Source organism: Terrabacter sp. C0L_2 (assembly GCF_036352015.1).
Lineage (GTDB): Bacteria > Actinomycetota > Actinomycetes > Actinomycetales > Dermatophilaceae > Terrabacter > Terrabacter tumescens.
Genome location: NZ_CP143557.1, coordinates 4,119,480 through 4,140,370 on the forward strand (window position 1 = coordinate 4,119,480; position 20,891 = coordinate 4,140,370).

Here is a 20,891-nt window from a genome sequence, read left to right on the forward strand (position 1 = left end):
GGCCCTGACCGGCCCTGATCGGCCCTGATCGGCCCTGATCGGCCCTGACGGTCGTCTCCGCGGGCCGGACACCTCGGCCAGCGGCTTGTCCTCGGCAGGTCTCAGGGAGGGGTGACGGGGATCGCGCGCAGGCCACCCTTGTCGTCCGCGACGACGACGACCCCCGCGTCCGGGAGACCGGCCAGGGTCGCCGCCAGCTCGTCCACCGGCCACGGCGCCGCCTCGACGTCGGTGCGCGCCACGAGGTTGACGACGCCGCCGGTGCGCGCGTGGGCCTCACGGGCGACGTCCGGGTCGGCCGGGCCGACGAGCAGGACGTAGCGCGGGCCGTGCTGCTGCTCGCCGAGCACGCCGCGGTCGGCGCGCAGCACGGTCCAGTGGTAGGCCGCGACCAGCCCGGAGGTCACGATGATCCCCAACGGGTAGCGGACGTTCTGGAGGGTCTGCGGTCCGAGCGAGCCGGCGAAGACGTCCTGGAGCACCCCGACCACGCCGACCAGCAGCGCGCCCACCGCCGCGACCCCGGCCACCCCGAAGAGCAGGAGCACGTAGACGCGGCGGCTGCCGGAGCGGCGCTCCGCCACCGGGTCGGCCTGCACGGCCCGCTCGACCCGGCGCCAGAACAGCCACCACACCGGCCCGCCGACCACGAGCAGCGTCCCGGCCGCGATGACGGTGTCGACGGGGTCGCTCCCACCGACGAGCACGACGTCGGCGCCGGTCAGCCCCTCGACCCCCGCGACGATCATGACGACGAGACCCACGGCGGCCGCGACGAGCCCGACACCGGCGAGCAGGTAGTCGTAGGCACGCCGCACCTCCGTGCGCCCCGTGTCAGGCGCCGTCTCAGCTCCCGTGCCACCGGCCCGCAGGACGGACCGGTGGTAGAGCCAGACCAGGCTCCCGACCAGCAGGGCGCCGATCGCCGGGGGCAGCGCCTGCAGCTGTGCCGTCGCGTCGGCTCCCGTCCCCCGCACGAGCCACACGACGACCCGGTCGAGCGCCACGCTCGCGCCGACGACAGCCGTGAGCAGGCCGCCCGCGACGCCGACGAGCAGGACGAGCACGTGCCAGAGGGTCCCGCGCTGCAGCCGCCGCGCCGGGACCACCCAGCAGACGGCCCAGACGGGCAGCCCGGCGACGAGCGTCATGACGCCGAGCTGCAGCAGCGACGGGTCCATGGCGCTCTGGCTCGTGGGGATCTGCAGCACCTGCGCCACCACGTGCGCGACGAGCATGACGACGCCGGCGGCCGTGGAGCCCAGGCCGAGGGCCGCCCCGAGCAGCCCCGCCACCGTCAGCACGTCCCGTCCCGCGACCCGGCGCTCGACGAAGCGGTGTGCCAGCCAGGAGCCACCCCACACGAGGAGCTCCGCGAACTGGGCGCCCATCTGCGGGGCGCCGAGCGCCCATCCGACGGTGGCCTGCACGGCCAGGAGGGTCAGCACGAGCGAGACCACCTGCGCGGCGGTCAGGTAGAAGGTGAAGCCGCGCGAGCCCGCCTCGCTCGGGTCGTCGCGGACCCGGCTCCGGGTCCACGCCGCGACGACGACGTAGAGGGGCACCCCGACGACGGCGAACGCCGTCTGCTGGGCCAGCATCTCGTCGAGCCCTTCGAGGTACTCGGTCGGGTTCCCGGGGTCGAGCACCCGGGCGAGCAGGCCGACGACACCGTTGCCCGCCACGAGGAGCAGGCCGAGCAGGACGGCATACGTGAAGAAGCGACGGATCGACGCCCCGTCCGTCACGTGGGGGCTGCCACCCCGGGACAGGGCCCGTCGGCCGCCCCAGACGGCCACGGCGATGACGACGAGTGCGATGACGAGCGAGCCGACCATGTCAGCCTCCCGGTGAGCAGGACTCGATGGGCCACGGCGTCCCGGTGAGACGCCAGGCGCCATCGACGGAGCGGAGCGAGTAGGTCGCTCGCTCCGAGTACTCGGAGGTGCCGAACGGGCCCACCTCGTCACCACCGAGGCGGATCACGACCTCCACGGTCGCGGTCGAGCCTTCGGTGCTGCTGCCCACGAGCTCGACCCGGGCGGGAGGCGGCTCCCCCGGCGTGATGAAGCCGTAGACGAGGTCCTCCGGCCCACACTCACCCTTCGGGTCGAGCCAGCGAGCGGCTTCGTCGGTCCGCCCGTCGACGACGGCAGAGACGAAGGACCGGACCGCGGCGACGGGGCCGCCGGGGTCGAGGACGGACGCGTCGCGCCTCGACGCGATGACCGCCGAGAAGGTGGCCAGCACGACGATCAGTGCGACCGCACCCCCGAGGACCCGCTTCGTCCTCATACCTCGAGTCTCGCGCCCCCGCTGCCGAGCCGCGGACGGTTGGGCAGTGAGGTGCGACTCACCCGGTCAGCCCGGGACGACCTCGTCCCCGACCCGGAGGGTCGCGCCGGGCGCGAGCGGTAGCACCGGGGTGAGCCTGATGCCGAACCACGTGGCGCCCTCCCACCTGCGGTGCCGGGCCAGCGTGCGGATCGGCTCCTTGCCGGTGCTCAGGTGGGCGCGGTCGATCGTCGTCATGACGCACCGGTCGCACACCATCGTCGCCCGGAAGGGCACGTCGCCGATGCGCACGGACGACCACCCGTCCTCGGCGAACGGCGCGGACCCTGCGACGACGACGTTGGGCCGGAACCGGTCGTGCCCCAAGGGATCCCGGGCCTGCTCGCCACGTTCGAGCGCTGTCTCGGTCACCCAGTCGTTGAGCTGCGCCAGGGACGACTCCGACGTCACGTGGAGTGGTGCCGCGTCCGACAGCGAGTTGCGGTCGCCGTCGACGCCACCGAGGTCAGCGCGGATCGGGCGGTGCGTCTGCTCGTCCTGCCACACCAGTCGCAGCGCGCGGCCGACTCGCTCCGACAGCCACTCGTCGGCGTCCGCGCCGGCGGGCCGCGCGCGGTCCTGTCCGGAGAAGCCGACTGGCACCGGGGCGGCGTCGCGGGGCGGGGTCACCTCGAGCGACTCGGCACCAGGGGCGAGCAGCCGCACCCCGCCGGCGTCGAGCGGCTCGGCACGCAGGCCGAGCAGGGCGTGCTCCTCGCGGGCGGTGACCTTGGCGCCGTCGGGGTCGACGACCGCCCACCGACGGTCGTGCCGCAGCCCCTGCACCTCGACGACCGCCTCGTCGACGGCCACCCCGCCCAGGGACTTGACGGGGTATGCCGTCAGCGCCGTGACGTGCACCCCCTCACTCCCGCGCGGGATCACTCCGCGAGCCACGCGGCATACGCGTCGAAGGTGTAGGGCCGGCCGAGGAAGTCCTCGACGAGGTCGGCCGCGTCGCGGCGTCCGCCCTGGGCGAGCACCTTGTCGCGGTAGGCGCCGGCGACCTCGGGGTCGAAGAGGTCACCGTGGTCGAAGGCGGAGAACATGTCCTTGGCGATGACGAGCGACCACATGTAGGTGTAGTACGCCGAGCTGTAGCCGTCGAGGTGACCGAAGTGGCACTGCATGTGCGTGCCCGAGAGGTACGGGAAGACGGAGTAGCGCTCCATCAGCTCGCGGAGGCGGGCCGTGAGGTCGTCGGTCTCGTTCACGTGGAAGTCGTAGGACAGCGCGGCGTAGAACATCTGCGTGCGCGCGTCGTAGCCCTTGCCGAAGTCGTCGGCGCGACGCATCGCCCGGACGAGGTCGGCCGGGATGGTCTCGCCGTCGGCGTTGCGGGCGAAGGTGGCGAGGACGTCGGCGTCCCAGGCCCACTCCTCGAGCATCTGGCTGGGGGCCTCGACGAAGTCCCACTCGGTCGCGACCCCGGAGAACCGCACCCACTCGGTGCGGCCGGCGAGGACGTGGTGCACGAGGTGGCCGAACTCGTGGAAGAGGGTCACCACCTCGTCGTGCTCCATCAGGCCCCGGTTGAAGTTGCAGACGAGCACGCCCTCGGCGAGCTGCGTGCCCGCGACGCCACGCGCCAGGTCGAACTGGGCGGCGTGCTTGTACTTGCCCTCGCGCGGGTGCAGGTCGAGGTGGATGCGCCCGATGCGCTCGCCCTCGAAGGACACGTCGTAGGTCGCGACCTCCTCGTGCCAGGTCCGGGCGTCCTCTCGGGCGACCGGCGTCCACTCGAGTCCGAAGAGACGACCGGTCACGTCGAGCAGGCCCTGACGCACCGACTCGAACGGGAAGTAGGTGCGCACCTGCTGGGCGTCGACGGCCAGCTGCTCCTTGCGGACGAGCTCGGCGTAGTAGCTCGTGTCGGCGCCGTCGATGTCGGTGGCGTCGGGACGGTCCTGGCGCAGCCGCTCGAGCAGGACGGCCTTGTCGCGCTCGGCGCTCGCGGTCGACAGCTCGGTGATCCGGTCGACGAACTCGCCGATCGCCTTGCCGCTGCCGATCATCTTCACCTCGGCGTCGTAGTCGGCCCAGGACGCGTAGCCGAGCAGGGCTGCGTGCTCGCGACGCACGGCGAAGATCTCCTGCAGGACGCGGTCGTTGGCCGGCCAGGCGATGGTGAGGAACTGCGTGACGAGCTCGCGCCGGGCATCGGCGTCGTGAGCGAATGTGCGGAACGGCACGACGTCGGGGTAGTCGGTCGTCACGGTGACGAGACCCTCGTCGTCGACCGGGTGGGCGTCGACCCAGTCCTGCGGCAGGCCGGCCAGGCGGTCCGGCGTGACCTTGATGCTGCGCACGTCCTCGCGGATGTTCTTGCTGAACTCCTGGCTCAGCAGGATCGCGCGCTCGCCCAGCTCGCGCAGGCGGTCCCGCGTCGGCTCGTCCTGGTCGACGCCCGAGCGGCGGAAGTCGCGCAGGGTGCGCTCGAGGACCCGTGACGCGTCGGCGTCGAGGCCGCTCGCGTCGAGACCCGCCAGGACGGCATACAGCCCGGTGTCGAGACCGAGGTCGGTGTCGAGCTTCTGCACCTGCTGAGCCACGGCCTCGGCGCGCTCGCGCACGGCCTCGTCGGGGTGCACCTCGGAGAAGAGGGAGCCCACCGAGGCGGCGTTGGACAGCGCCGTCTGCGCGTCGTTCCAGACCCGCAGGACCTCCACCGGCTCCTTCGGCGGGTCGCTGCGCAGGCCCTCGACGAGGGAGCGGGCCAGCGCGAGCTGCTGCTCGCCGCGGGCACCGACCCAGTCGAGCCAGTCGCTCTCGAGGGGAAGGGGCAGGTGGGTGGGCTCGGTCGTCACAGACGGCACTGTATGCCGTTGCGCGGACACCCGGGCGGACACCCGGGCGGACGCCCGGGGGTCAGTCCCACAGGTGCAGAGACCGGGTGACGATGCCGGCGAGGTCGTCCGCGTCGACCTCGCGGGGACTCGTCGCGAGGAGCCGCTGCTGCTTGAGGGCGCCCTCGACGAGGTCGGGGACGTCGCTCTCGGTGTAGCCGACCTCGGCCAGGCCGCTGGGCAGCCCGATGTCGCGCATGAGGTCGACGAGGACACCGGGCAGCACGTCGCGAGGCTCGGCCTGCCAGCGCGCGCCGTGGCCGGGGTCGAGGAGCCGGGCGGCCGCGAGGTGGCGCTCGGGGTCGGCGTCGAAGGTCCAGCGGAAGGCCTCGGGCGCGGTCAGCGCGACCGCCATGCCGTGCGGCACCATCGGCTCGTGGCTCGGGTAGCCGTCCGGGTGGAAGTCGCGCACGCGGCCGGCGATCGGGTACGCGTTGGCGTGCGGCACGTGGACGCCGGCGTTGCCGAAGCCGAGTCCGGCGAACGTCGCGGCGAGCGCCATGTCGCCGCGGGCGGCCTCATCGGACCCGTCGCGGACTGCTGCGCGAAATGCCTTGGCCAGCAACGACATCGACCGCTCGGACCACATGTCGGAGATGGGGTTGCTGCCGCAGTAGGGCACGCGCTCGCCCGGCTGCTTGCGCTCGTAGCTCGTGTAGGGACGCGCCGTCCAGCTCTCGAGGGCGTGGCAGAGGATGTCCATGCCCGCGCTCGCGGTGACGCCGGCCGGCTGGGTCGCGGTCAGGCGCGGGTCGACGACGGCGAGGCTCGGGCGCAGCCGCACGTGGCTGATGCCGGTCTTGACCTTGAGGGAGAGCACGTCGAGCACGCAGATCGTCGTGCTCTCGGCGCCGGTCCCCGTCGTCGTCGGCACCGCGACGAGCGGGGCGAGCGGACGGCTCGGGGCGCGGCCGGCACCGATGGGCACGTTGACGTAGTCCATGAGGTCGCCCCCGTCGCTGAGCACGAGGTCGACCGCCTTGGCCGTGTCGATGGCAGAGCCGCCACCGACGGCGACGTAGCCGTCGAAGGGGCCGTCGGCGCGGGCCCGCTCCACCGCGGCGAGGAGGCTCGCGTCGGTCGGCTCGACGTGGGCGGAGTCGTGGACGACCACCTCGATGCCGAACCCCCGGGCGCCCTCGGCGACCCGGTCCGGCCAGCCGGTCGCGAGGACACCGGGATCGGTCACCACGAGGACCAGGTGCGCACCGAGTGCCAGCAGGTCGTGGCCGAGCTCGTCGGCAGCCCCTGCGCCGAACTTCAGCTGCGGGGCGCCGTAGGTGAAGACGGACTCGGGGTTGGCGGGAGACCACGTCATGCGCCCCACCCTAGGCTGGGGTCCATGCCCAGTGACGAGAGCGCCCGGACCCTCGTCGTCGGCGCGGGACAGGCCGGCATCTCGCTCGTCACCGCGCTGCGCGAGCTCGGCGACACCGCGCCCGTCGTCCTCGTGGGCGACGAGCCCGAGCCGCCCTACGAGCGGCCGCCGCTGTCCAAGACCTACCTGCGCGGCGAGCACGACCGCGACTCGCTCGTCTTCCACGACGCCTCGTGGTTCGCCGGGCTCGGTGTCGAGCTCGTCACCGGCGACGGCGTCGTGTCGATCGCGCGCGAGGGCTCCACCGGCAGCGCCACGCTCGCCTCGGGCCGCACGGTGGCCTTCGACCGGCTCGCCCTGACCCCCGGCGCGGTCAACCGCACGCTGCCCGTCGAGGGCGCGGACCTCACTGGCGTGCACTCCGTGCGCACCCTCGCCGACGCCGACCTACTCGCTCCCCGCCTGCGTGCTGCACGCGACGTCGTCGTCGTGGGAGGAGGGTTCATCGGACTCGAGATCGCAGCGGGGGCTCGGGCCCTCGGCGCCGCGGTGACCGTCGTCGAGGCGACCGACCGCCTGCTCGGGCGGGCTGTCACCGCCGCACTCTCCGACGCCGTGCGGGACGCGCACCGGCGCCGCGGCACCCGGATCCTGCTGGGCGCCAACGCCGTCCGCGTCGTCGGGGCCGACGGTGCGGTGACCGGCGTCGAGCTCGCGGACGGCACGACGGTGCCCGCCGACCTCGTCGTCGTCGGCATCGGGGCACTCCCCCGCACCGAGCTCGCCGAGCAGCTCGGCCTCCTCGTCGAGCCCCTCGGCATCGTCGTGGACGAGCACGCCCGCACCTCCGACGGCCTGACCGTCGCGGCCGGCGACTGCGCGGTCGGCCCCAACCCGTTCACGCGCGGCGAGCCCGGCCCCACGAGGCTCGAGAGCGTGCCGCACGCGACCGACCAGGCACGCACCGCCGCGGCGACCCTGACCGGCCACGACACGGCATACGACACCGTGCCGTGGTTCTGGAGCGACCAGGGCGACCTCCGGCTGCAGATGGCCGGCCTCCCCCACGGCGCCGACCGGACCGTGGTGCGCGGCGACGTTGCGACAGAGCGGTTCTCGCTGCTCAGCTACCGCGACGGGCTGCTCATCGCCGTCGAGTCGGTGGGCGTTCCCGCCGACTACCTCGCCGTGAAACGAGCGCTCGAGAAGGGTATGACCATCCCTGCCGACAGCGCGGCGGACACCTCCGTCCCGCTCAAACGGCTCATCACACGGACACGAGGCACCGACCCGTCCTGACGCGCCCCGCGTCGGACGCTGCGTTAGCGTGAGTCGTCGCCCAACGAAGGGACTGAACGCATGCACGCACTGGCGGGTCTGCCCACCGCGGACACCCTCATCAGCGCCAAACCCGTCGACTACGTCATCATCGCCCTCTACTTCGTCTTCGTCCTCGGCATCGGGGTCATGGCGAGGCGCGCGGTGTCCGACTCGATCGACTTCTTCCTCTCGGGCCGGTCGCTGCCGGCCTGGGTCACCGGCCTCGCCTTCATCTCGGCGAACCTCGGTGCCGTCGAGATCATGGGCATGTCGGCCAACGGCGCCGAGCTCGGCATCTCTACCGTGCACTACTTCTGGGTCGGCGCCATCCCCGCCATGCTGTTCCTCGGCGTCGTCATGATGCCCTTCTACTACGGCTCGAAGGTGCGCTCGGTCCCCGAGTTCATGTTCCGCCGGTTCGGCACCGGAGCCCACCTCGTCAACGCGCTCAGCTTCGCGCTCGCGCAGCTGCTCATCGCCGGCGTCAACCTCTACCTGCTCGGGTCGATCGTGCACGCGCTGCTCGGCTGGCCCCTGTGGGTGGCGCTGCTCGTCGCCGCCGCGATCGTGCTGTCCTACATCACGCTCGGTGGCCTCTCGGCCGCCATCTACAACGAGGTGCTGCAGTTCTTCGTCATCGTCGCGGCGCTGCTGCCACTGACGCTCATCGGCCTGCACCGCGTCGGCGGCTACCAGGGCCTCAAGGACAAGATCACCGAGTTCGCCGCCTCTCCAGCCACCGCGGCCGCCAAGGTCCCCTCGGCCGAGCAGCAGCTGAACTCCTGGCCCGGCCAGGCGCTCTCCGGCTTCGACTCGCCGTTCTGGTCGATCGTCGGCATCGTCTTCGGCCTCGGCTTCGTGCTCTCCTTCGGCTACTGGACGACGAACTTCGTCGAGGTCCAGCGCGCCATGGCGTCCAACTCGATCTCGGCAGCACGCAAGACGCCGATCATCGGGTCGTTCCCCAAGATGTTCGTGCCCTTCATCGTCATCCTGCCCGGCATGGTGGCGGCGGTGCTCGTCCCGGAGATCACCCAGCTCAAGGCCGGCGGCTCACCGCCCGGCGGAGCCTCCGGCGAAGGCGTGAAGTTCAACGACTCGCTGCTGCTGCTCATGCGTGACGTCCTGCCCAACGGCCTGCTCGGCGTCGCCATCGCGGGTCTGCTCGCCGCCTTCATGGCCGGCATGGCCGCCAACATCTCGGCGTTCAACACCGTCTTCAGCTACGACCTGTGGCAGCGCTACATCCGCAAGGACCACAGCGACGACTACTACCTGCGCATCGGCCGCTTGGCAACCGTGGGCGCGACCGTCATCGCGATCTTCACGGCCATCGTCGCGAGCTCGTTCAGCAACGTCATGGACTACCTCCAGACGCTGTTCGGCTTCTTCAACGCGCCGCTCTTCGCGACCTTCATCCTGGGCATGTTCTGGAAGCGGATGACCGCGACCGCCGGTTGGGTCGGTCTCTCGGCCGGCACCCTGTCGGCCGTGCTCGTCGCCTTCCTCAGCAAGGACGCGTTCGGGACCCTCAGTCTCGGCGTCATCCCGCTCGGCGGCCAGGGCGCCGCGTTCGTCGCGGCCTCCGCGGCCTTCGTCGTCGACATCGTGCTGAGCGTCATCGTGTCGCTGATGACCGAGCCCAAGCCGGTCTCCGAGCTGCGTGGCCTCGTCTACTCCGAGACCCCGCGCGAGGACCTCGTCGACCCCGAGGAGCACAAGCTCCCGTGGTTCCGGCGCACGCTCCCCCTCGCCGGCGTCTCGCTCGGCCTGGTCATCGTCCTCAACTTCTTGTTCTGACAGGAGCCTCGACATGAGTGAAAAGCACGATCTCGGCGCTCCCGGCACCGACGGGGAGCAGGAGGGCCGCCACACCGCGGGCGCCTTCGACATCCGCAACTTCATCGGGGCCCTGCTCGGCCTCTACGGGTTGATGCTGCTCGCGATGGGGATCTTCGGGGACCAGTCGCTCGACAAGACCGGCGGCGTCAACGCCAACCTGTATGCCGGCATCGCCCTCGTCGTGGTCAGCGCGTTCTTCATCGGGTGGGCGCGGATCAAGCCGATCGTCGTCCCCGAGCACATCGAGCCCGCCACCGACGACCCCACCCGCCCGGCACCGAAGCGGCGCCCGACCGGTCACTGACTGATAGCCGACCCCGGCGCGCGCACCACGCCCACGCACCACCGAGTCGCAGCCCGTCCCCCGTCGTCAGACGTTCAGGACGGGCTGCGTCGTCTCGGGCGCGGCTGGCAGACGGGGCACGAGAACGACGAGCGGTTCATGAACTGCTCGCGGCGCATGATCGTGCCGCACCGGTCGCACGGGGTGCCCGCGCGGCCGTAGGCGTGGAGCGAGCGGTCGAAGTAGCCGCTCGCACCGTTGACGTTGACGTAGAGCGCGTCGAAGCTCGTGCCGCCCTGGCCGAGCGCCTCGGCCATGACGTCGTGGGCGTGGTCGAGGATGCGGGCGAGGGTCGGCTTGGTCAGCGAGGAGCACAGCCGCTCGCCGTGCACCTGCGCGCGCCAGAGGGCCTCGTCGGCGTAGATGTTGCCGATCCCCGAGACCAGGGTCTGGTCGAGCAGGGCGCGCTTGACGGCGCTGTCGCGCTGCTTCATCCGGCGCACCACCGCGGCCTGGTCGTAGGCCGGCTCGAAGGGGTCCGGCGCGATGTGGGCGACCGACTCGGGGATGCCGTCGGGCCGAAGCGGTGACAGCGCGAGTCCCCCGAAGGTGCGCTGGTCGACGAAGCGCAGCTGCGGTCCGTCGTCGCTGAAGTCGAAGCGGGCGTGACAGTGCTTCTCGAGCGGCGCGTCGGCCGGCTCGACGAGCATCTGTCCGCTCATCCCGAGGTGCACGATGAGGGCGTCCTCGCCGTCGAGCGCGAGCCAGAGGTACTTGCCGCGGCGCGACGCCGCGGTGACCGTGACGTCGTGCAGGCGCGCGGCGAGGTCCTCGGGGCCGGCGTCGTGGCGTCGGGCCACCCGCACCCCGGTGATCCGGGCACGGGTGACGTGACGACCCACGACGTGGTCCTCGAGGCCACGACGGACGACCTCGACCTCGGGCAGCTCCGGCACGCGCCTCAGGCCCGACTCACGCCGAGGACGAGCCCGACGTACCGACCGGACCGACCGGGTCGACCGGACCGACCGGGTCCACGGGCTCGACGGGCTTCACGGTCCGCACCGGCGTGCGGCGGGCGTCGAGGGTGTGCCAGGCCTCCTTGGCGGCCTTCTGCTCGGCCTCCTTCTTGGAGCGGCCGTGACCCTCACCGAGGACCTCCTCGCCGACGACGACGCGGGCGTGGAACTCCTTCTCGTGGTCGGGTCCCTGCTCACCGACGCGGTACTCGGGCGAGCCGAGCGCCGAACCGGCAGCCATCTCCTGCAGGCTCGTCTTCCAGTCGAGCCCGGCACCCAGCGTCGCGGCCTCCTCGATGAGGGGGTCGAAGTGGTGGTGCACGAAGCGGGCCGCGAGGTCGATGTCGGTCGACAGGAACACGGTGCCGATGAGGGCCTCGAGGGTGTCGGCCAGGATCGAGGCCTTGTCGCGACCACCGGTCGCCTCCTCGCCCTTGCCGAGCATGACGTACTGCCCCAGGTCGAAGGTGCGGGCCACGTCGGCCAGCGCGCGCATGTTGACGACGGCCGCGCGCAGCTTGGCCAGCTGCCCCTCGGCGAGGTCGGGGTGCTCGCGGTAGAGCGAGTCGGTGACGACGAGACCCAGCACGGAGTCCCCGAGGAACTCGAGGCGCTCGTTGTTGGGGAGCCCACCGTTCTCGTAGGCGTACGAGCGATGCGTCAGGGAACGCAGGAGCAGCGGCTCGTCGATGTCCTGGCCGACCACCTCACGGAGGTGGGCGATCAGAGCATCGACGGGCCGCTGCGGCACCGCCGGAACACCCCCAGCGCCAAGGTCGCTCACGGGGCTGCTCACTGGGTGATCAGGCCTGGTGCTCGGTGCGCTCGGCAACGGCGTAGTGACGGCCCTTGTACGTGCCACACGAGGGGCACGCGATGTGCGGCTGGGTCGCCGCACCGCACTGGGGGCACGTGGTCAGCGTCGTCGGCGTTGCCTTCCAGTTCGCGCGACGCGAACGGGTGTTGGAGCGCGACATCTTCCGCTTCGGGACAGCCACGTCAGTTCCTCTTCTCTTGCGGGTCGTCGCTCAGCAGTCCACTGAGGGACGACCACCTCGGGTCGATCACTTCATGATGATGGTCGGGGTCCTCCGCGAGGTGCATCCCACACTCGGAACACAACCCCGGGCAGTCAGGCCGGCACACCGGTTGGAACGGCAGCGTCGGCACGACAGCGTCCCGGAGCACGGGCTCGAGGTCGATGAGATCACCGACCAGCTCGTGCACCTCGTCCTCGTCCGAGTCGGCTCCCACCTCGTGGTGGTGCGCCGCCCGATCGGCGTACGCGTACAGCTCCTGGAAGGTCCCCTCGACATCGAGCTCGAGAGGATCCAGGCACCGCACGCAGGCGCCGGTCGCCGTGCCACTGACCGAACCCGTCACGAGGACACCTTCGACCACGGACTCGAGCCGCACCTCGACCTCGACCGGGTCGCCGGCCGTGATCGAGATGACGTCGGTTCCGAGGTCGTCGGGCAACGTCACCGTGCGCGAGAGCTCCAGCATCGTTCCCGGTCGCCGAACGAGCTCCCTGGTGTCGAGCACCAGCGAAGAACGGGGATCAGGACGGTCCATGGCTCCTGCGCACAGTAGAGGATTCGGTCCGCGCCAAGACGGACGTGGACCGACCTCCAAGGCTACTAGAGCGGCGCCGTGCGCCCAAATCAGGTCAGACGGTCGGTGAGGGCCGCGAGGACGGGGTCGGGAACGAGGCCGCGGACGTCGCCGCCGTAGCGCACGACCTCCTTGATGAGCGAGCTCGACACGTGCGACAGCGTGGGGTCGGCGGCGAGGAACAGGGTCTCGACGCCCGTGAGGTGGTGGTTCATGTGGGCCATGGGCAGCTCGTAGGCGAAGTCGGTGCCGCCGCGCAGCCCCTTGACCATCGTCGCCGCCCCGACCTCCCGGCAGACGTCGACGACGAGCGTGCCGGCCCAGGCCCCGATGCGCACGTTCGGCAGGTGGGCGAGCGCCTGCTCGATGAGGGCGGTGCGCTCGTCGACGGCGAAGGTGCCCTGCTTGCCGGGGTTGTGCAGGATCGCGACGACGACCTCGTCGAACAGCCTGCTCGCCCGGGTCACCACGTCGACGTGACCGTTGGTGATCGGGTCGTAGGAGCCGGGACACACACAGCGGCGCGCTTCGCTCGTCACGCGCCCAACCTACCGTCCGGTGCGCGCCGCAGGCGGACGCCGCGACATCAGGCCACGACCTCGTGCGGCGGTGGCTCCGCGAACCACACTGCCGTCTCGCCGTAGCGCTTCTCCCCCGACAGCTCGAGGCCCTCGGGCCACGTGGGCTGTGGCGACCGGCTCGACCGCTCGACGACGACGAACGCCTCCGGAGCGAGCCACTGCTGCTCGACGAGGGCCGCGAGGACGGCGGCGAGGGCGTCCTCGGACACGTCGTAGGGCGGGTCGAGCAGGACGAGGTCCATGCGGGTGCCGGCGGGCGGGCCGACGGCCAGGGCGCGCTCGACGGTGTCGGAGAGGACGCGGACGCCCGGGTGCCCGACGACGGCGACGTTGGCGCGGATGACCTTGACCGCAGCCTTGTGGGACTCGACGAGCAGCACGAGCGCGGCTCCGCGGCTCGCCGCCTCGAGGCCCAGCGCGCCGGAGCCGGCGTAGAGGTCGAGGACGTTGGTGCCCTCGAGCAGGCCGCGGTGCTCGAGGCGGCTGAAGAGCGCCTCGCGCACGCGGTCGGACGTGGGTCGCGTCGACGACCCCGGCGGGGTCTGCAGCCGCCGGCCTCCGGCGGAGCCGCTGATGATGCGGGTCATGTCATCCTCGCTCGAGCCATGCGGCCTGCTCCTCGTCGAGTCGCATCGCGACGGCCGCCGCGAGCGCCGGGTGCTCCCGGAGCCCGGGGTCACGGTCGACGAGCGCGAAGGCGTCCTCGCGGGCGTCGGCGATGATCTGCTCGTCCTCGACCCTGCCGAGCCGCAGGTGGCGCACGGAGTTGCCGCGGCCGCTCTGTCGGGCGCCGAGCACGTCGCCCTCGCGCCGCAGCAGCAGGTCGGCGCGAGCGAGCTCGAACCCGTCGGTCGTCGAGGCGACCTGGTCGAGGCGCTCGGCGGCCCGCTCCCCCGCCCCCTGCGTCATGAGCAGGCAGAGGCCGGGCACCGCACCACGCCCGACACGGCCGCGCAGCTGGTGCAGCTGGGAGATGCCGAAGCGGTCGGCGTCGACGACGACCATGACCGAGGCGTTGGGCACGTCGACGCCGACCTCGATGACGGTGGTCGCCACGAGAACGTCGATCTCGCCCGCGGAGAAGGCGCGCATCGTGGCGTCCTTGGCGTCGGCGTCGAGACGCCCGTGCAGCACGTCGATGCGCACGCCCTCGAGCGCCGGGGTGGCGCGCAGCGTGCTGAGCATCGCGTAGACGCCCGTCAGCTCATTCGCGGGACCCCCGTCCCCATCGCCGCCTGCACCGTCTGCGCCGTCCTCGTCGTCGTCCCAGTGCGCGTCCCAGCCGGCGTCCTCGTCGGAGGAGTCGCGCGTGCCGCTCGCCCCGCCGACGGCGCGCCCGGACTCGTCGTCGACGTCGCCGATGCGTGGACAGACGACGTATGCCTGGTGTCCCTTGGCGACCTCCTCGGCCACCCGCTGCCAGGTGCGGTCGACCCACCCGGGGCGGTCGGCGTCGACGACGTGGGTCGCGATGGGTGAGCGCCCACGGGGCAGCTCGCGCAGCGTCGAGGTCTCCATGTCGCCGAACACGGTCATGGCCACCGTGCGCGGGATGGGCGTGGCCGTCATGACGAGCACGTGCGGCGGTCGGATCCCCTTCTCGCGGAGAGCATCTCGCTGCTCGACGCCGAACCGGTGCTGCTCGTCGACGACGACGAGCGCGAGATCGGCGAACTGGACGTGCTTCTGGATGAGGGCGTGCGTGCCGACGACGATGCCTGCTGACCCCGATGCCGCGTCGAGCAGCGATCGGCGCCGCGCCGCGGTGTTCTGGCTGCCGGTGAGCAGCGCCACGTTGGTGCCGAACTCGGACCCGCCGAGCATCCCGCCCTGTGCCAGGTCGCCGAGCATCGTCGTGATCGAGCGGTGGTGCTGGGCCGCGAGGACCTCGGTGGGGGCGAGCAACGCGGCCTGCCCACCCGCGTCGATGGCGGCCAGCATGGCCCGCAGCGCCACGACGGTCTTGCCCGAGCCGACCTCGCCCTGGAGCAGCCGGTGCATCGGGCGCTCGGACGCCAGCTCCGCGGCCAGCACCTCCCCGATCTCGCGCTGGCCCTCGGTCAGCTCGAAGGGTAGGCGGGCGTCGAAGGCGGCGAGCAGGCCGCCCGGTCGTGGGTGCCGCGGGGTGGCGAGCTCGGACTCGGCCGCCTTGCGGCGCTGGGCCAGGATCGTCTGCAGGACGAACGCCTCGTCGAACTTGAGCCGGTCGAGGCCCCGGGACGGCTGGTCGTCGACGGCGGGGCGGTGGACGAGCTCGAGCGCGACCGCACGGTCCACGAGACCGCGCGCCACGCGTACGTCCTCGGGGACGGGCTCGCGGATGCGGTCGACGGTGTCGAGGGCCGTGTGGACGAGCTTGCGCAGCCGCAGCGAGTTGAGCTTGCCCGTCGTGGAGTAGACGGGCACGCGATGGGTGCGGTACCACTCCACGGCCGCCTCACCGGCCTCCTCGTCGTCGAAGAGCTCGTACTCCGGGTGGGTCAGCTGCAGGCGCCGGCCGTAGGCGCCGATCTGCCCGACGAAGAAGCCGCGCGCCCCGGGCTTGAGCTTGCCCTCGTGGCCGTAGGCGCTGAAGAAGGTGACGTCGAGCTCGTTGCCGAGGTCGTCGCCGATGACGACGGTCAGCATCTTGCCGCGGCGGTTGCGCATGGGGCGGGTCGTGGCCTTCTTGACCTCGGCCACGACGAGGACGTCCTCGCCGACGTGCAGCGACGACAGGTCGGTCAGCTGCCCGGGCCGGACGTAGCGCCGCGGCACGAACTCGAAGAGGTCGGCCACGCTGAGCAGGCCCTTGGTGCGGGCCAGCTGCTCGGCCTCGTTCTTCTTGACGAGCTTGGTCAGGGGCGAGTCCTCGGTCAGCACCGGCACGTCACTCCACCCCCAGCAGCACGGGGTAGACGGCCTGCCCACCGTCGATGAGCGACACCTCGATGCCGTGCTGCTCGCGGCGCGCCTCGTGCGCGACGGCCTCGAGCAGCCCGTCGGGCGCGTCGACGCCGGCGACGACCGTGACGAGCTCACCTCCGCTCGCGAGGAGGCGGCGCACGACCTCGCGCGTCACGGCGAGCTGGTCGGAGCCGACGATGACGACGTCGCCGTCGACGACCCCGAGGACGTCGCCCGCCTCGCACGGCCCGCCGCTCGTCAGGGCGGCCCGGTTGGCGACGGTCACGGCGCCGTGGCGGGTGGCCGACGCGGCCGCCTGCATGGCCAGGACGTTGGCCGAGGCCGGGGCCGAGGGCTCGAAGACGGCGAGGGCCGCGATGCCCTGGACGGCCGTGCGCACGTGGACGAGGTGGGCCTCGATGCCGTCGTCGGCGACGGCGCGGACGGCGGCAGCAGCGGCGAGCAGCGTGTCGCCGTCGTTGGGCAGCACGACGACGCCCGACGCCCCGCGGGCGTGCTGCTCGCGGATCGCACCGATGAGGCCCCCCGTCGAGGCCCGGCGCCCGGGGCCGGAGCGAACCACCACGGCGCCCGCGTCCTCGAAGAGGCCCTCGAGCCCGACTCCCGCGGCGCACGCGACGATGGCGGCGCCCGAGCGTGGTGCCGGCCTCGCACCCGCGGACTGCTCGAAACGGTCGGTGGAGGCGTGCGCGTCGGTGAGCCGGGTGATGCGGACGCGGTGCGGCCGTCCGGCCTCGATGCCGGCCTCGACCGCAGCGCCGGCGTCGTCGACGTGGGCGTGGATGTTCCACTCGCCGTCGCCCCCGACGACGAGCACCGAGTCGCCGAGCTCGACGAGACGCGCGCGCAGCGCCTCGACCGCGGTGTCGTCGGAGTCCGCCAGGAGGTACATGACCTCGAACTCCGGGATGCCCTCGGTGTCGACAGGCCCGGCGCGGCCGGCCTCGAGCGCTGCGTTGGTCGGGTCGGCCCGTCGCCGTGAGCGCCGGTCGGAGGCGTCGTCGCCGGAGCGGGCCCGCTGCCCGGCGCACACCCGCTCGAGGCACTCGAGGAGCACGACGAGCCCCGCTCCCCCGGCGTCGACGACACCCGCGCGGGCGAGGACCTCGAGCTGCTCGGGCGTGCGGGCCAGGGCCTCGCGCGACGCCTCGACGGCAGCCAGTGCGACGCCATGCACCGCGACGGGCTCTTCGGCCCGGGCGGCGGCATTCGCCGCGCCGTCCGCAGCGTCGCCTGCATCGGCTGCGCGCTCGGCCGCGTCGGCCATCGCGCTGGCGACGGTGAGGATGGTCCCCTCCTTGGGGTCCGTCACGGCCTGGCGCGCGCGCAGCTCGGCGCGCCGCAGCCCGCCGGCGAGGATGCGCCCGTCGATGCGCTCGGCACCCGCGCAGCCCTCGGCGAGGCCCCGGGCCAGCTGGCTGAGGATGACGCCGGAGTTGCCGCGCGCGGTCCAGAGCAGGTGCTTGGCGAAGACCGACAGGAGCGCGTCGGGAGTCGTCACGTCGGCGGTGGCCAGCGTGCGCTCGACGGCGCCGTCGAAGGTGAGGTAGAGGTTGGTCCCCGTGTCGCCGTCGGGCACCGGGAAGACGTTGAGGGCGTCGATCTCGGCGCGCCGCGCGGCGAAGAGCGAGCGGGTCAGCACGGCCCAGCGGCGGACGGCGACGAGGTCGAGCAGGGTGAGGTGCCCGTCGGGCGACGGCGCGGCGCCGGGCATCGGACCTCCTGCTCGTCGTGCGGAACCTGGGTCGGACCCGGCTGGACCTGTGCGGGACCCGACCTCCGGACGGGCTCCGGGCTCGCTTTCCCGGCAGGCTAGCGCCTCGTCCGGACGGTCGCATGCACCGCTCCCGTCGCGTCCTCCGTGTGAACGCTGCTCGGTCTCGGACGACGACCCGGCCGCGATCCGTGGCGGCTACCGTGGACGCCGTGTCGAGCGAGCCCACCACCCACCACCGCAAGACGTGGTCCGCCGCGCCCGTCGGCTTCTTCGAGGCCGAGGCGGCCGGCCTGCGCTGGCTCGCTGAGCCGCAGGACCACGGGGGCACCCCGGTCGTCGAGGTGCACGACGTGGGACCCGACCACATCGACCTGACGCGGCTGCAGTCCTCCCGGCCGACTGCGGAGGCCGCGGAAGCCCTGGGACGCGGCCTGGCCGTCACCCACGGTGCGGGCGCGCCGGCCTTCGGTTCGCCGGCGGCCGGGTGGACCGGAGACGCGTGGATCGGCCGGCAGCCGCAGACCAACGACCCCACCGGGTCCTGGGGCCTCTTCTACGCGGAGCAGCGGGTGCGCCCGTTCGTGCGTCGCGCCCTCGACCGCGGCCACCTCGACGCGGCGGGCGCCCGCGTCGTCGACCGGGCGTGCGACCGGCTGTCGGCCGGCGACTTCGACGACGACCGACCGCCGGCCCGCATCCACGGCGACCTGTGGTCGGGCAACGTCCTCTTCACCCCCGACGGCGCCGTCCTCATCGACCCTGCCGCGCACGGCGGTCACGGCCTCACGGACCTCGCGATGCTGGCGCTCTTTGGCTGCCCGGGCCTCGGGCGCCTCGAGGCCGCCTACGCGGAGGCGGCCGGGCTGGCCGACGGGTGGCGTGACCTCATCCCCCTGCACCAGCTGCACCCGCTCGCGACCCATGCGTCGTCGCACGGCCCGGCGTATGCCGCTCCCCTCGTCGAGGCCGCCCTGGCCTTCTCGTGACGTGGCCCGACGGGCAGCGCCCGGGCGTGCGGCCGGCGCCTCCGTCGCCGTTTTGTCGTCCGAGCAACTCGTCGGCTACGATTTACCGGTTCCCCCCGTGCACTGCGGGGTGACGCGCGCCCTGGTGTGCGTCGACCCGATCCGGTGGTGGAGCACAGCATTTCGTCGACATCGAACTTTCAGGAGATACCCGTGGCTGCCAACTGCGACGTCTGCGGCAAGGGACCGAGCTTCGGTCACAACATCTCGCACTCGCACCGCCGCACCAAGCGCCGCTGGAACCCCAACATCCAGCGCGTTCGGACGCTGGTGGACGGTGTGACGCCGAAGCGACTCAACGTCTGCACCTCCTGCCTCAAGGCGGGCAAGGTCGTTCGCTGAACGTCCCTCACCAACGTTGAAGGCCGGTCCCCCCACGGGGGCCGGCCTTCGTCGTGTCCCTCTCCCGGCTCCCGCCGAGCCGCGGACGACCAGCCCGGCACCCGGCATACGCCATCGTCGACGACGTCGTGCAGGTGATCGCGCAGGTGAGGTCGCCCCGACGCACCAGGTGCGCTATCTCGCGCCCGACCTGACGCCCGATGCCCCGCGTCCGATCCCGGGGCCGGGGGCCCGGGCTCACGTGGTGCGGAAGTGGTCCCACCCGGTGTGCGTGACCGCGCGTCCGGCGACGACGATCCCCGGTGCCTCGCCCTCCGCCGGCGCACGCACCGAGCCGATGCGCCGCCAGCCCTCCGGGAGCGTCCCGGCGGGGAACGTCGCGAGCAGCGAGTGCTCCTCGCCGCCGGCGAGCACGCAGTCCAGCGCAGCCTCGGCCCCGACGGCTCCGGCGAGCGCGTCGACGTCGCCCGCGAGCTCCCGCGGGTCGAGGTCGATGACGACGCCGCTCGCCCGCGCGATGCGGCCCCCGTCGCGCAGCAGGCCGTCGCTGATGTCGAGCATCGCGGTGGCCCCGGCCGCGGCAGCCTCCGGGCCGGCCTCGAGGGGCGTCTGCGGACGGCGCTGGTGCTCCACCGCCTCCGGCAGACGGTCGACCGCGTCGGCCTGGAGCAGGCGCAGGCCCGCATCGGCGAGACCGAGCGACCCACGCACGGCGAGCACGTCACCGGCCCGCGCGCCCGATCGGAGCACCGGATCGCCCTCCAGGCGGCCGAGCGCCGTGACCGAGACCATGACGACCCCGGCCGGCGCCGACGACAGGTCGCCGCCGAGCACCGCCACCCCGGCGGCGGCGCAGGCCTCCGCGAGGCCGTGGGCGTGGTCGAGCACCCACTCGAGGGAGAGCTCCGGGTCGGCGACGAGGGTGACGAGGACACCCGTGGGGCGGCCGCCCATCGCGGCCACGTCGGCGAGGTTCTGCGCCACGACCTTGTGGCCGATGTCGGCGCCCGACGACCACGCGTCGAGCCAGTCGCGGCCGAGGACGACCGTGTCGGTCGTGGCGACGACGTGCCCGGGGGTGCGCAGCACGGCGGCGTCGTCACCGGGAGCGACGACGAGGTCCTCGCCCAGCGGGAAGACGGGCAGGATGCGGGCGAGCAGCTCCTCCTCGTCGAGGGAACGCAGCGGCGTGCCGCCCGTCATCATCGGCCCTCGCTCGAGCCGCTGGACGTTCGGCACGGATCACACACCCTTTCGGTGGACGGCCGTCAGCGGGCCCGGTTTCCAGGGGACGTGGAGCCCCATGGCAAGGTAGCGTCAGGGCACGGTCGCAGTCACACTGAGGCCTGCCGTTCCGACCGGTCGTGCCCCGGCACCATGCCCACGCGCGACCGACCAACGATCGACACACAGTGAGGTGACACGTGGTCCAGGCCTACATCCTGATTCAGACCGAAGTCGGCAAGGCCGCGAGCGTGGCGGAGCAGATCGCCGGCATCTCGGGCGTGACCCTCGCCGAGGACGTGACGGGTCCCTACGACGTCATCGCCCGCGTGGAGGCCTCGAACGTCGACGACCTCGGTCGTCTCGTCATCGCCAAGCTCCAGGACGTCCCCGGCATCACCCGGACCCTGACCTGCACGGTCGTCCACGTCTGAGGACAGCCCCCTGACCGGACGCCCGTACCTCACGACGGCGGCGCTCATCGGCGCCGCCGTCGTGCTGTCCGCGTGCAACCGCGCA

General features: G+C 72.7%; 20 protein-coding genes. 6 read left to right on the forward strand and 14 right to left on the reverse strand.

From position 1 onward, the window contains the following. Positions 1-101: 101 nt before the first annotated feature. From U5C87_RS19165 to U5C87_RS19185, 5 genes are all read right to left on the reverse strand, one after another. Entirely contained in the window at positions 102-1,838 is a 1,737-nt protein-coding gene (locus tag U5C87_RS19165; RefSeq protein ID WP_330474058.1) for a DUF5671 domain-containing protein, read from the reverse strand. A gap of 1 nt (position 1,839) precedes the next feature. After that, positions 1,840-2,295 (reverse strand): hypothetical protein, encoded by a 456-nt coding sequence (locus U5C87_RS19170; RefSeq protein ID WP_330474059.1) that lies wholly within the window; start codon positions 2,293-2,295, stop codon positions 1,840-1,842. A gap of 66 nt (positions 2,296-2,361) precedes the next feature. Continuing rightward, positions 2,362-3,195: an MOSC domain-containing protein gene (locus tag U5C87_RS19175; RefSeq protein ID WP_330474060.1), complete on the reverse strand. Its 834-nt coding sequence runs from the start codon at positions 3,193-3,195 to the stop codon at positions 2,362-2,364. Between the two features lie 20 nt (positions 3,196-3,215). Then, on the reverse strand, positions 3,216-5,141 hold the full coding sequence (locus tag U5C87_RS19180) for a M3 family metallopeptidase (RefSeq protein WP_330474061.1): 1,926 nt from the start codon (positions 5,139-5,141) through the stop codon (positions 3,216-3,218). Between the two features lie 61 nt (positions 5,142-5,202). After that, positions 5,203-6,498, reverse strand: a complete 1,296-nt coding sequence (locus tag U5C87_RS19185) for a hydroxyacid-oxoacid transhydrogenase (RefSeq protein WP_330474062.1) — start codon at positions 6,496-6,498, stop codon at positions 5,203-5,205. A 24-nt stretch (positions 6,499-6,522) separates the two neighbouring features. Between U5C87_RS19185 and U5C87_RS19190 the strand changes: the two genes are divergently transcribed. The 3 genes from U5C87_RS19190 to U5C87_RS19200 are packed head-to-tail and all read left to right on the forward strand — an operon-like array spanning position 6,523 to position 9,964. Next, complete coding sequence (locus U5C87_RS19190) at positions 6,523-7,797, forward strand: NAD(P)/FAD-dependent oxidoreductase (protein ID WP_330474063.1); 1,275 nt, start codon at positions 6,523-6,525, stop codon at positions 7,795-7,797. Positions 7,798-7,857: 60 nt separating this feature from the next. Next, positions 7,858-9,618, forward strand: a complete 1,761-nt coding sequence (locus U5C87_RS19195; protein WP_330474064.1) for a sodium:solute symporter family protein — start codon at positions 7,858-7,860, stop codon at positions 9,616-9,618. A 13-nt stretch (positions 9,619-9,631) separates the two neighbouring features. Beyond that, on the forward strand, positions 9,632-9,964 hold the full coding sequence (locus U5C87_RS19200; RefSeq protein WP_330474065.1) for a hypothetical protein: 333 nt from the start codon (positions 9,632-9,634) through the stop codon (positions 9,962-9,964). Between the two features lie 74 nt (positions 9,965-10,038). Here U5C87_RS19200 and mutM read toward each other — a convergent pair whose 3' ends face one another. From mutM to U5C87_RS19240, 8 genes are all read right to left on the reverse strand, one after another. After that, positions 10,039-10,899 (reverse strand): bifunctional DNA-formamidopyrimidine glycosylase/DNA-(apurinic or apyrimidinic site) lyase, encoded by an 861-nt coding sequence (mutM, locus tag U5C87_RS19205; protein ID WP_330474066.1) that lies wholly within the window; start codon positions 10,897-10,899, stop codon positions 10,039-10,041. Positions 10,900-10,915: 16 nt separating this feature from the next. Next, positions 10,916-11,713: a ribonuclease III gene (gene rnc / locus U5C87_RS19210; protein ID WP_330474067.1), complete on the reverse strand. Its 798-nt coding sequence runs from the start codon at positions 11,711-11,713 to the stop codon at positions 10,916-10,918. A gap of 52 nt (positions 11,714-11,765) precedes the next feature. Further along, positions 11,766-11,960: a 50S ribosomal protein L32 gene (rpmF, locus tag U5C87_RS19215; RefSeq protein WP_030146690.1), complete on the reverse strand. Its 195-nt coding sequence runs from the start codon at positions 11,958-11,960 to the stop codon at positions 11,766-11,768. A 1-nt stretch (position 11,961) separates the two neighbouring features. Next, a complete protein-coding gene (locus tag U5C87_RS19220) occupies positions 11,962-12,537 on the reverse strand; it encodes a YceD family protein (protein WP_330476720.1) in 576 nt (191 codons plus the stop codon). Positions 12,538-12,626: 89 nt separating this feature from the next. Further along, the gene (coaD, locus tag U5C87_RS19225) at positions 12,627-13,115 is read right to left on the reverse strand and encodes a pantetheine-phosphate adenylyltransferase (protein ID WP_330474068.1); all 489 of its coding nucleotides are present in this window, start codon (positions 13,113-13,115) and stop codon (positions 12,627-12,629) included. Positions 13,116-13,162: 47 nt separating this feature from the next. Next, the gene (gene rsmD / locus U5C87_RS19230; protein WP_330474069.1) at positions 13,163-13,744 is read right to left on the reverse strand and encodes a 16S rRNA (guanine(966)-N(2))-methyltransferase RsmD; all 582 of its coding nucleotides are present in this window, start codon (positions 13,742-13,744) and stop codon (positions 13,163-13,165) included. A 1-nt stretch (position 13,745) separates the two neighbouring features. Beyond that, positions 13,746-16,025, reverse strand: coding sequence for an ATP-dependent DNA helicase RecG (locus U5C87_RS19235; RefSeq protein ID WP_330474070.1), 2,280 nt, complete (start codon positions 16,023-16,025; stop codon positions 13,746-13,748). A 1-nt stretch (position 16,026) separates the two neighbouring features. Continuing rightward, a complete protein-coding gene (locus U5C87_RS19240; RefSeq protein WP_330474071.1) occupies positions 16,027-17,778 on the reverse strand; it encodes a DAK2 domain-containing protein in 1,752 nt (583 codons plus the stop codon). A 212-nt stretch (positions 17,779-17,990) separates the two neighbouring features. On the opposite strand from U5C87_RS19240, the gene U5C87_RS19245 reads away from it, so the two are divergent. After that, positions 17,991-18,767: a fructosamine kinase family protein gene (locus tag U5C87_RS19245; RefSeq protein ID WP_443082076.1), complete on the forward strand. Its 777-nt coding sequence runs from the start codon at positions 17,991-17,993 to the stop codon at positions 18,765-18,767. A 192-nt stretch (positions 18,768-18,959) separates the two neighbouring features. Next, positions 18,960-19,148 (forward strand): 50S ribosomal protein L28, encoded by a 189-nt coding sequence (gene rpmB, locus U5C87_RS19250; RefSeq protein ID WP_020142801.1) that lies wholly within the window; start codon positions 18,960-18,962, stop codon positions 19,146-19,148. A gap of 237 nt (positions 19,149-19,385) precedes the next feature. Here the strand turns inward: rpmB and thiL are convergent, their stop codons facing one another. Further along, the gene (gene thiL / locus U5C87_RS19255; RefSeq protein ID WP_443082143.1) at positions 19,386-20,354 is read right to left on the reverse strand and encodes a thiamine-phosphate kinase; all 969 of its coding nucleotides are present in this window, start codon (positions 20,352-20,354) and stop codon (positions 19,386-19,388) included. Positions 20,355-20,572: 218 nt separating this feature from the next. Here thiL and U5C87_RS19260 point away from each other — a divergent pair, with 218 nt between their 5' ends. After that, positions 20,573-20,806 (forward strand): Lrp/AsnC family transcriptional regulator, encoded by a 234-nt coding sequence (locus U5C87_RS19260; protein WP_030146698.1) that lies wholly within the window; start codon positions 20,573-20,575, stop codon positions 20,804-20,806. The last annotated feature ends 85 nt before the right edge of the window (positions 20,807-20,891 follow it).

Excerpts from the sequence above, each read along its gene's own strand:
- U5C87_RS19165 (WP_330474058.1), bottom strand. The coding sequence starts at position 1,838 with ATGGTCGGCTCGCTCGTCATCGCACTCGTCGTCATCGCCGTGGCCGTC.
- U5C87_RS19170 (WP_330474059.1), bottom strand. The coding sequence starts at position 2,295 with ATGAGGACGAAGCGGGTCCTCGGGGGTGCGGTCGCACTGATCGTCGTG.
- U5C87_RS19185 (WP_330474062.1), bottom strand. The coding sequence starts at position 6,498 with ATGACGTGGTCTCCCGCCAACCCCGAGTCCGTCTTCACCTACGGCGCC.
- U5C87_RS19190 (WP_330474063.1), top strand. The coding sequence starts at position 6,523 with ATGCCCAGTGACGAGAGCGCCCGGACCCTCGTCGTCGGCGCGGGACAG.
- U5C87_RS19195 (WP_330474064.1), top strand. The coding sequence starts at position 7,858 with ATGCACGCACTGGCGGGTCTGCCCACCGCGGACACCCTCATCAGCGCC.
- U5C87_RS19200 (WP_330474065.1), top strand. The coding sequence starts at position 9,632 with ATGAGTGAAAAGCACGATCTCGGCGCTCCCGGCACCGACGGGGAGCAG.
- U5C87_RS19220 (WP_330476720.1), bottom strand. The coding sequence starts at position 12,537 with ATGGACCGTCCTGATCCCCGTTCTTCGCTGGTGCTCGACACCAGGGAG.
- rsmD (WP_330474069.1), bottom strand. The coding sequence starts at position 13,744 with ATGACCCGCATCATCAGCGGCTCCGCCGGAGGCCGGCGGCTGCAGACC.
- U5C87_RS19240 (WP_330474071.1), bottom strand. The coding sequence starts at position 17,778 with ATGCCCGGCGCCGCGCCGTCGCCCGACGGGCACCTCACCCTGCTCGAC.
- thiL (WP_443082143.1), bottom strand. The coding sequence starts at position 20,354 with ATGATGACGGGCGGCACGCCGCTGCGTTCCCTCGACGAGGAGGAGCTG.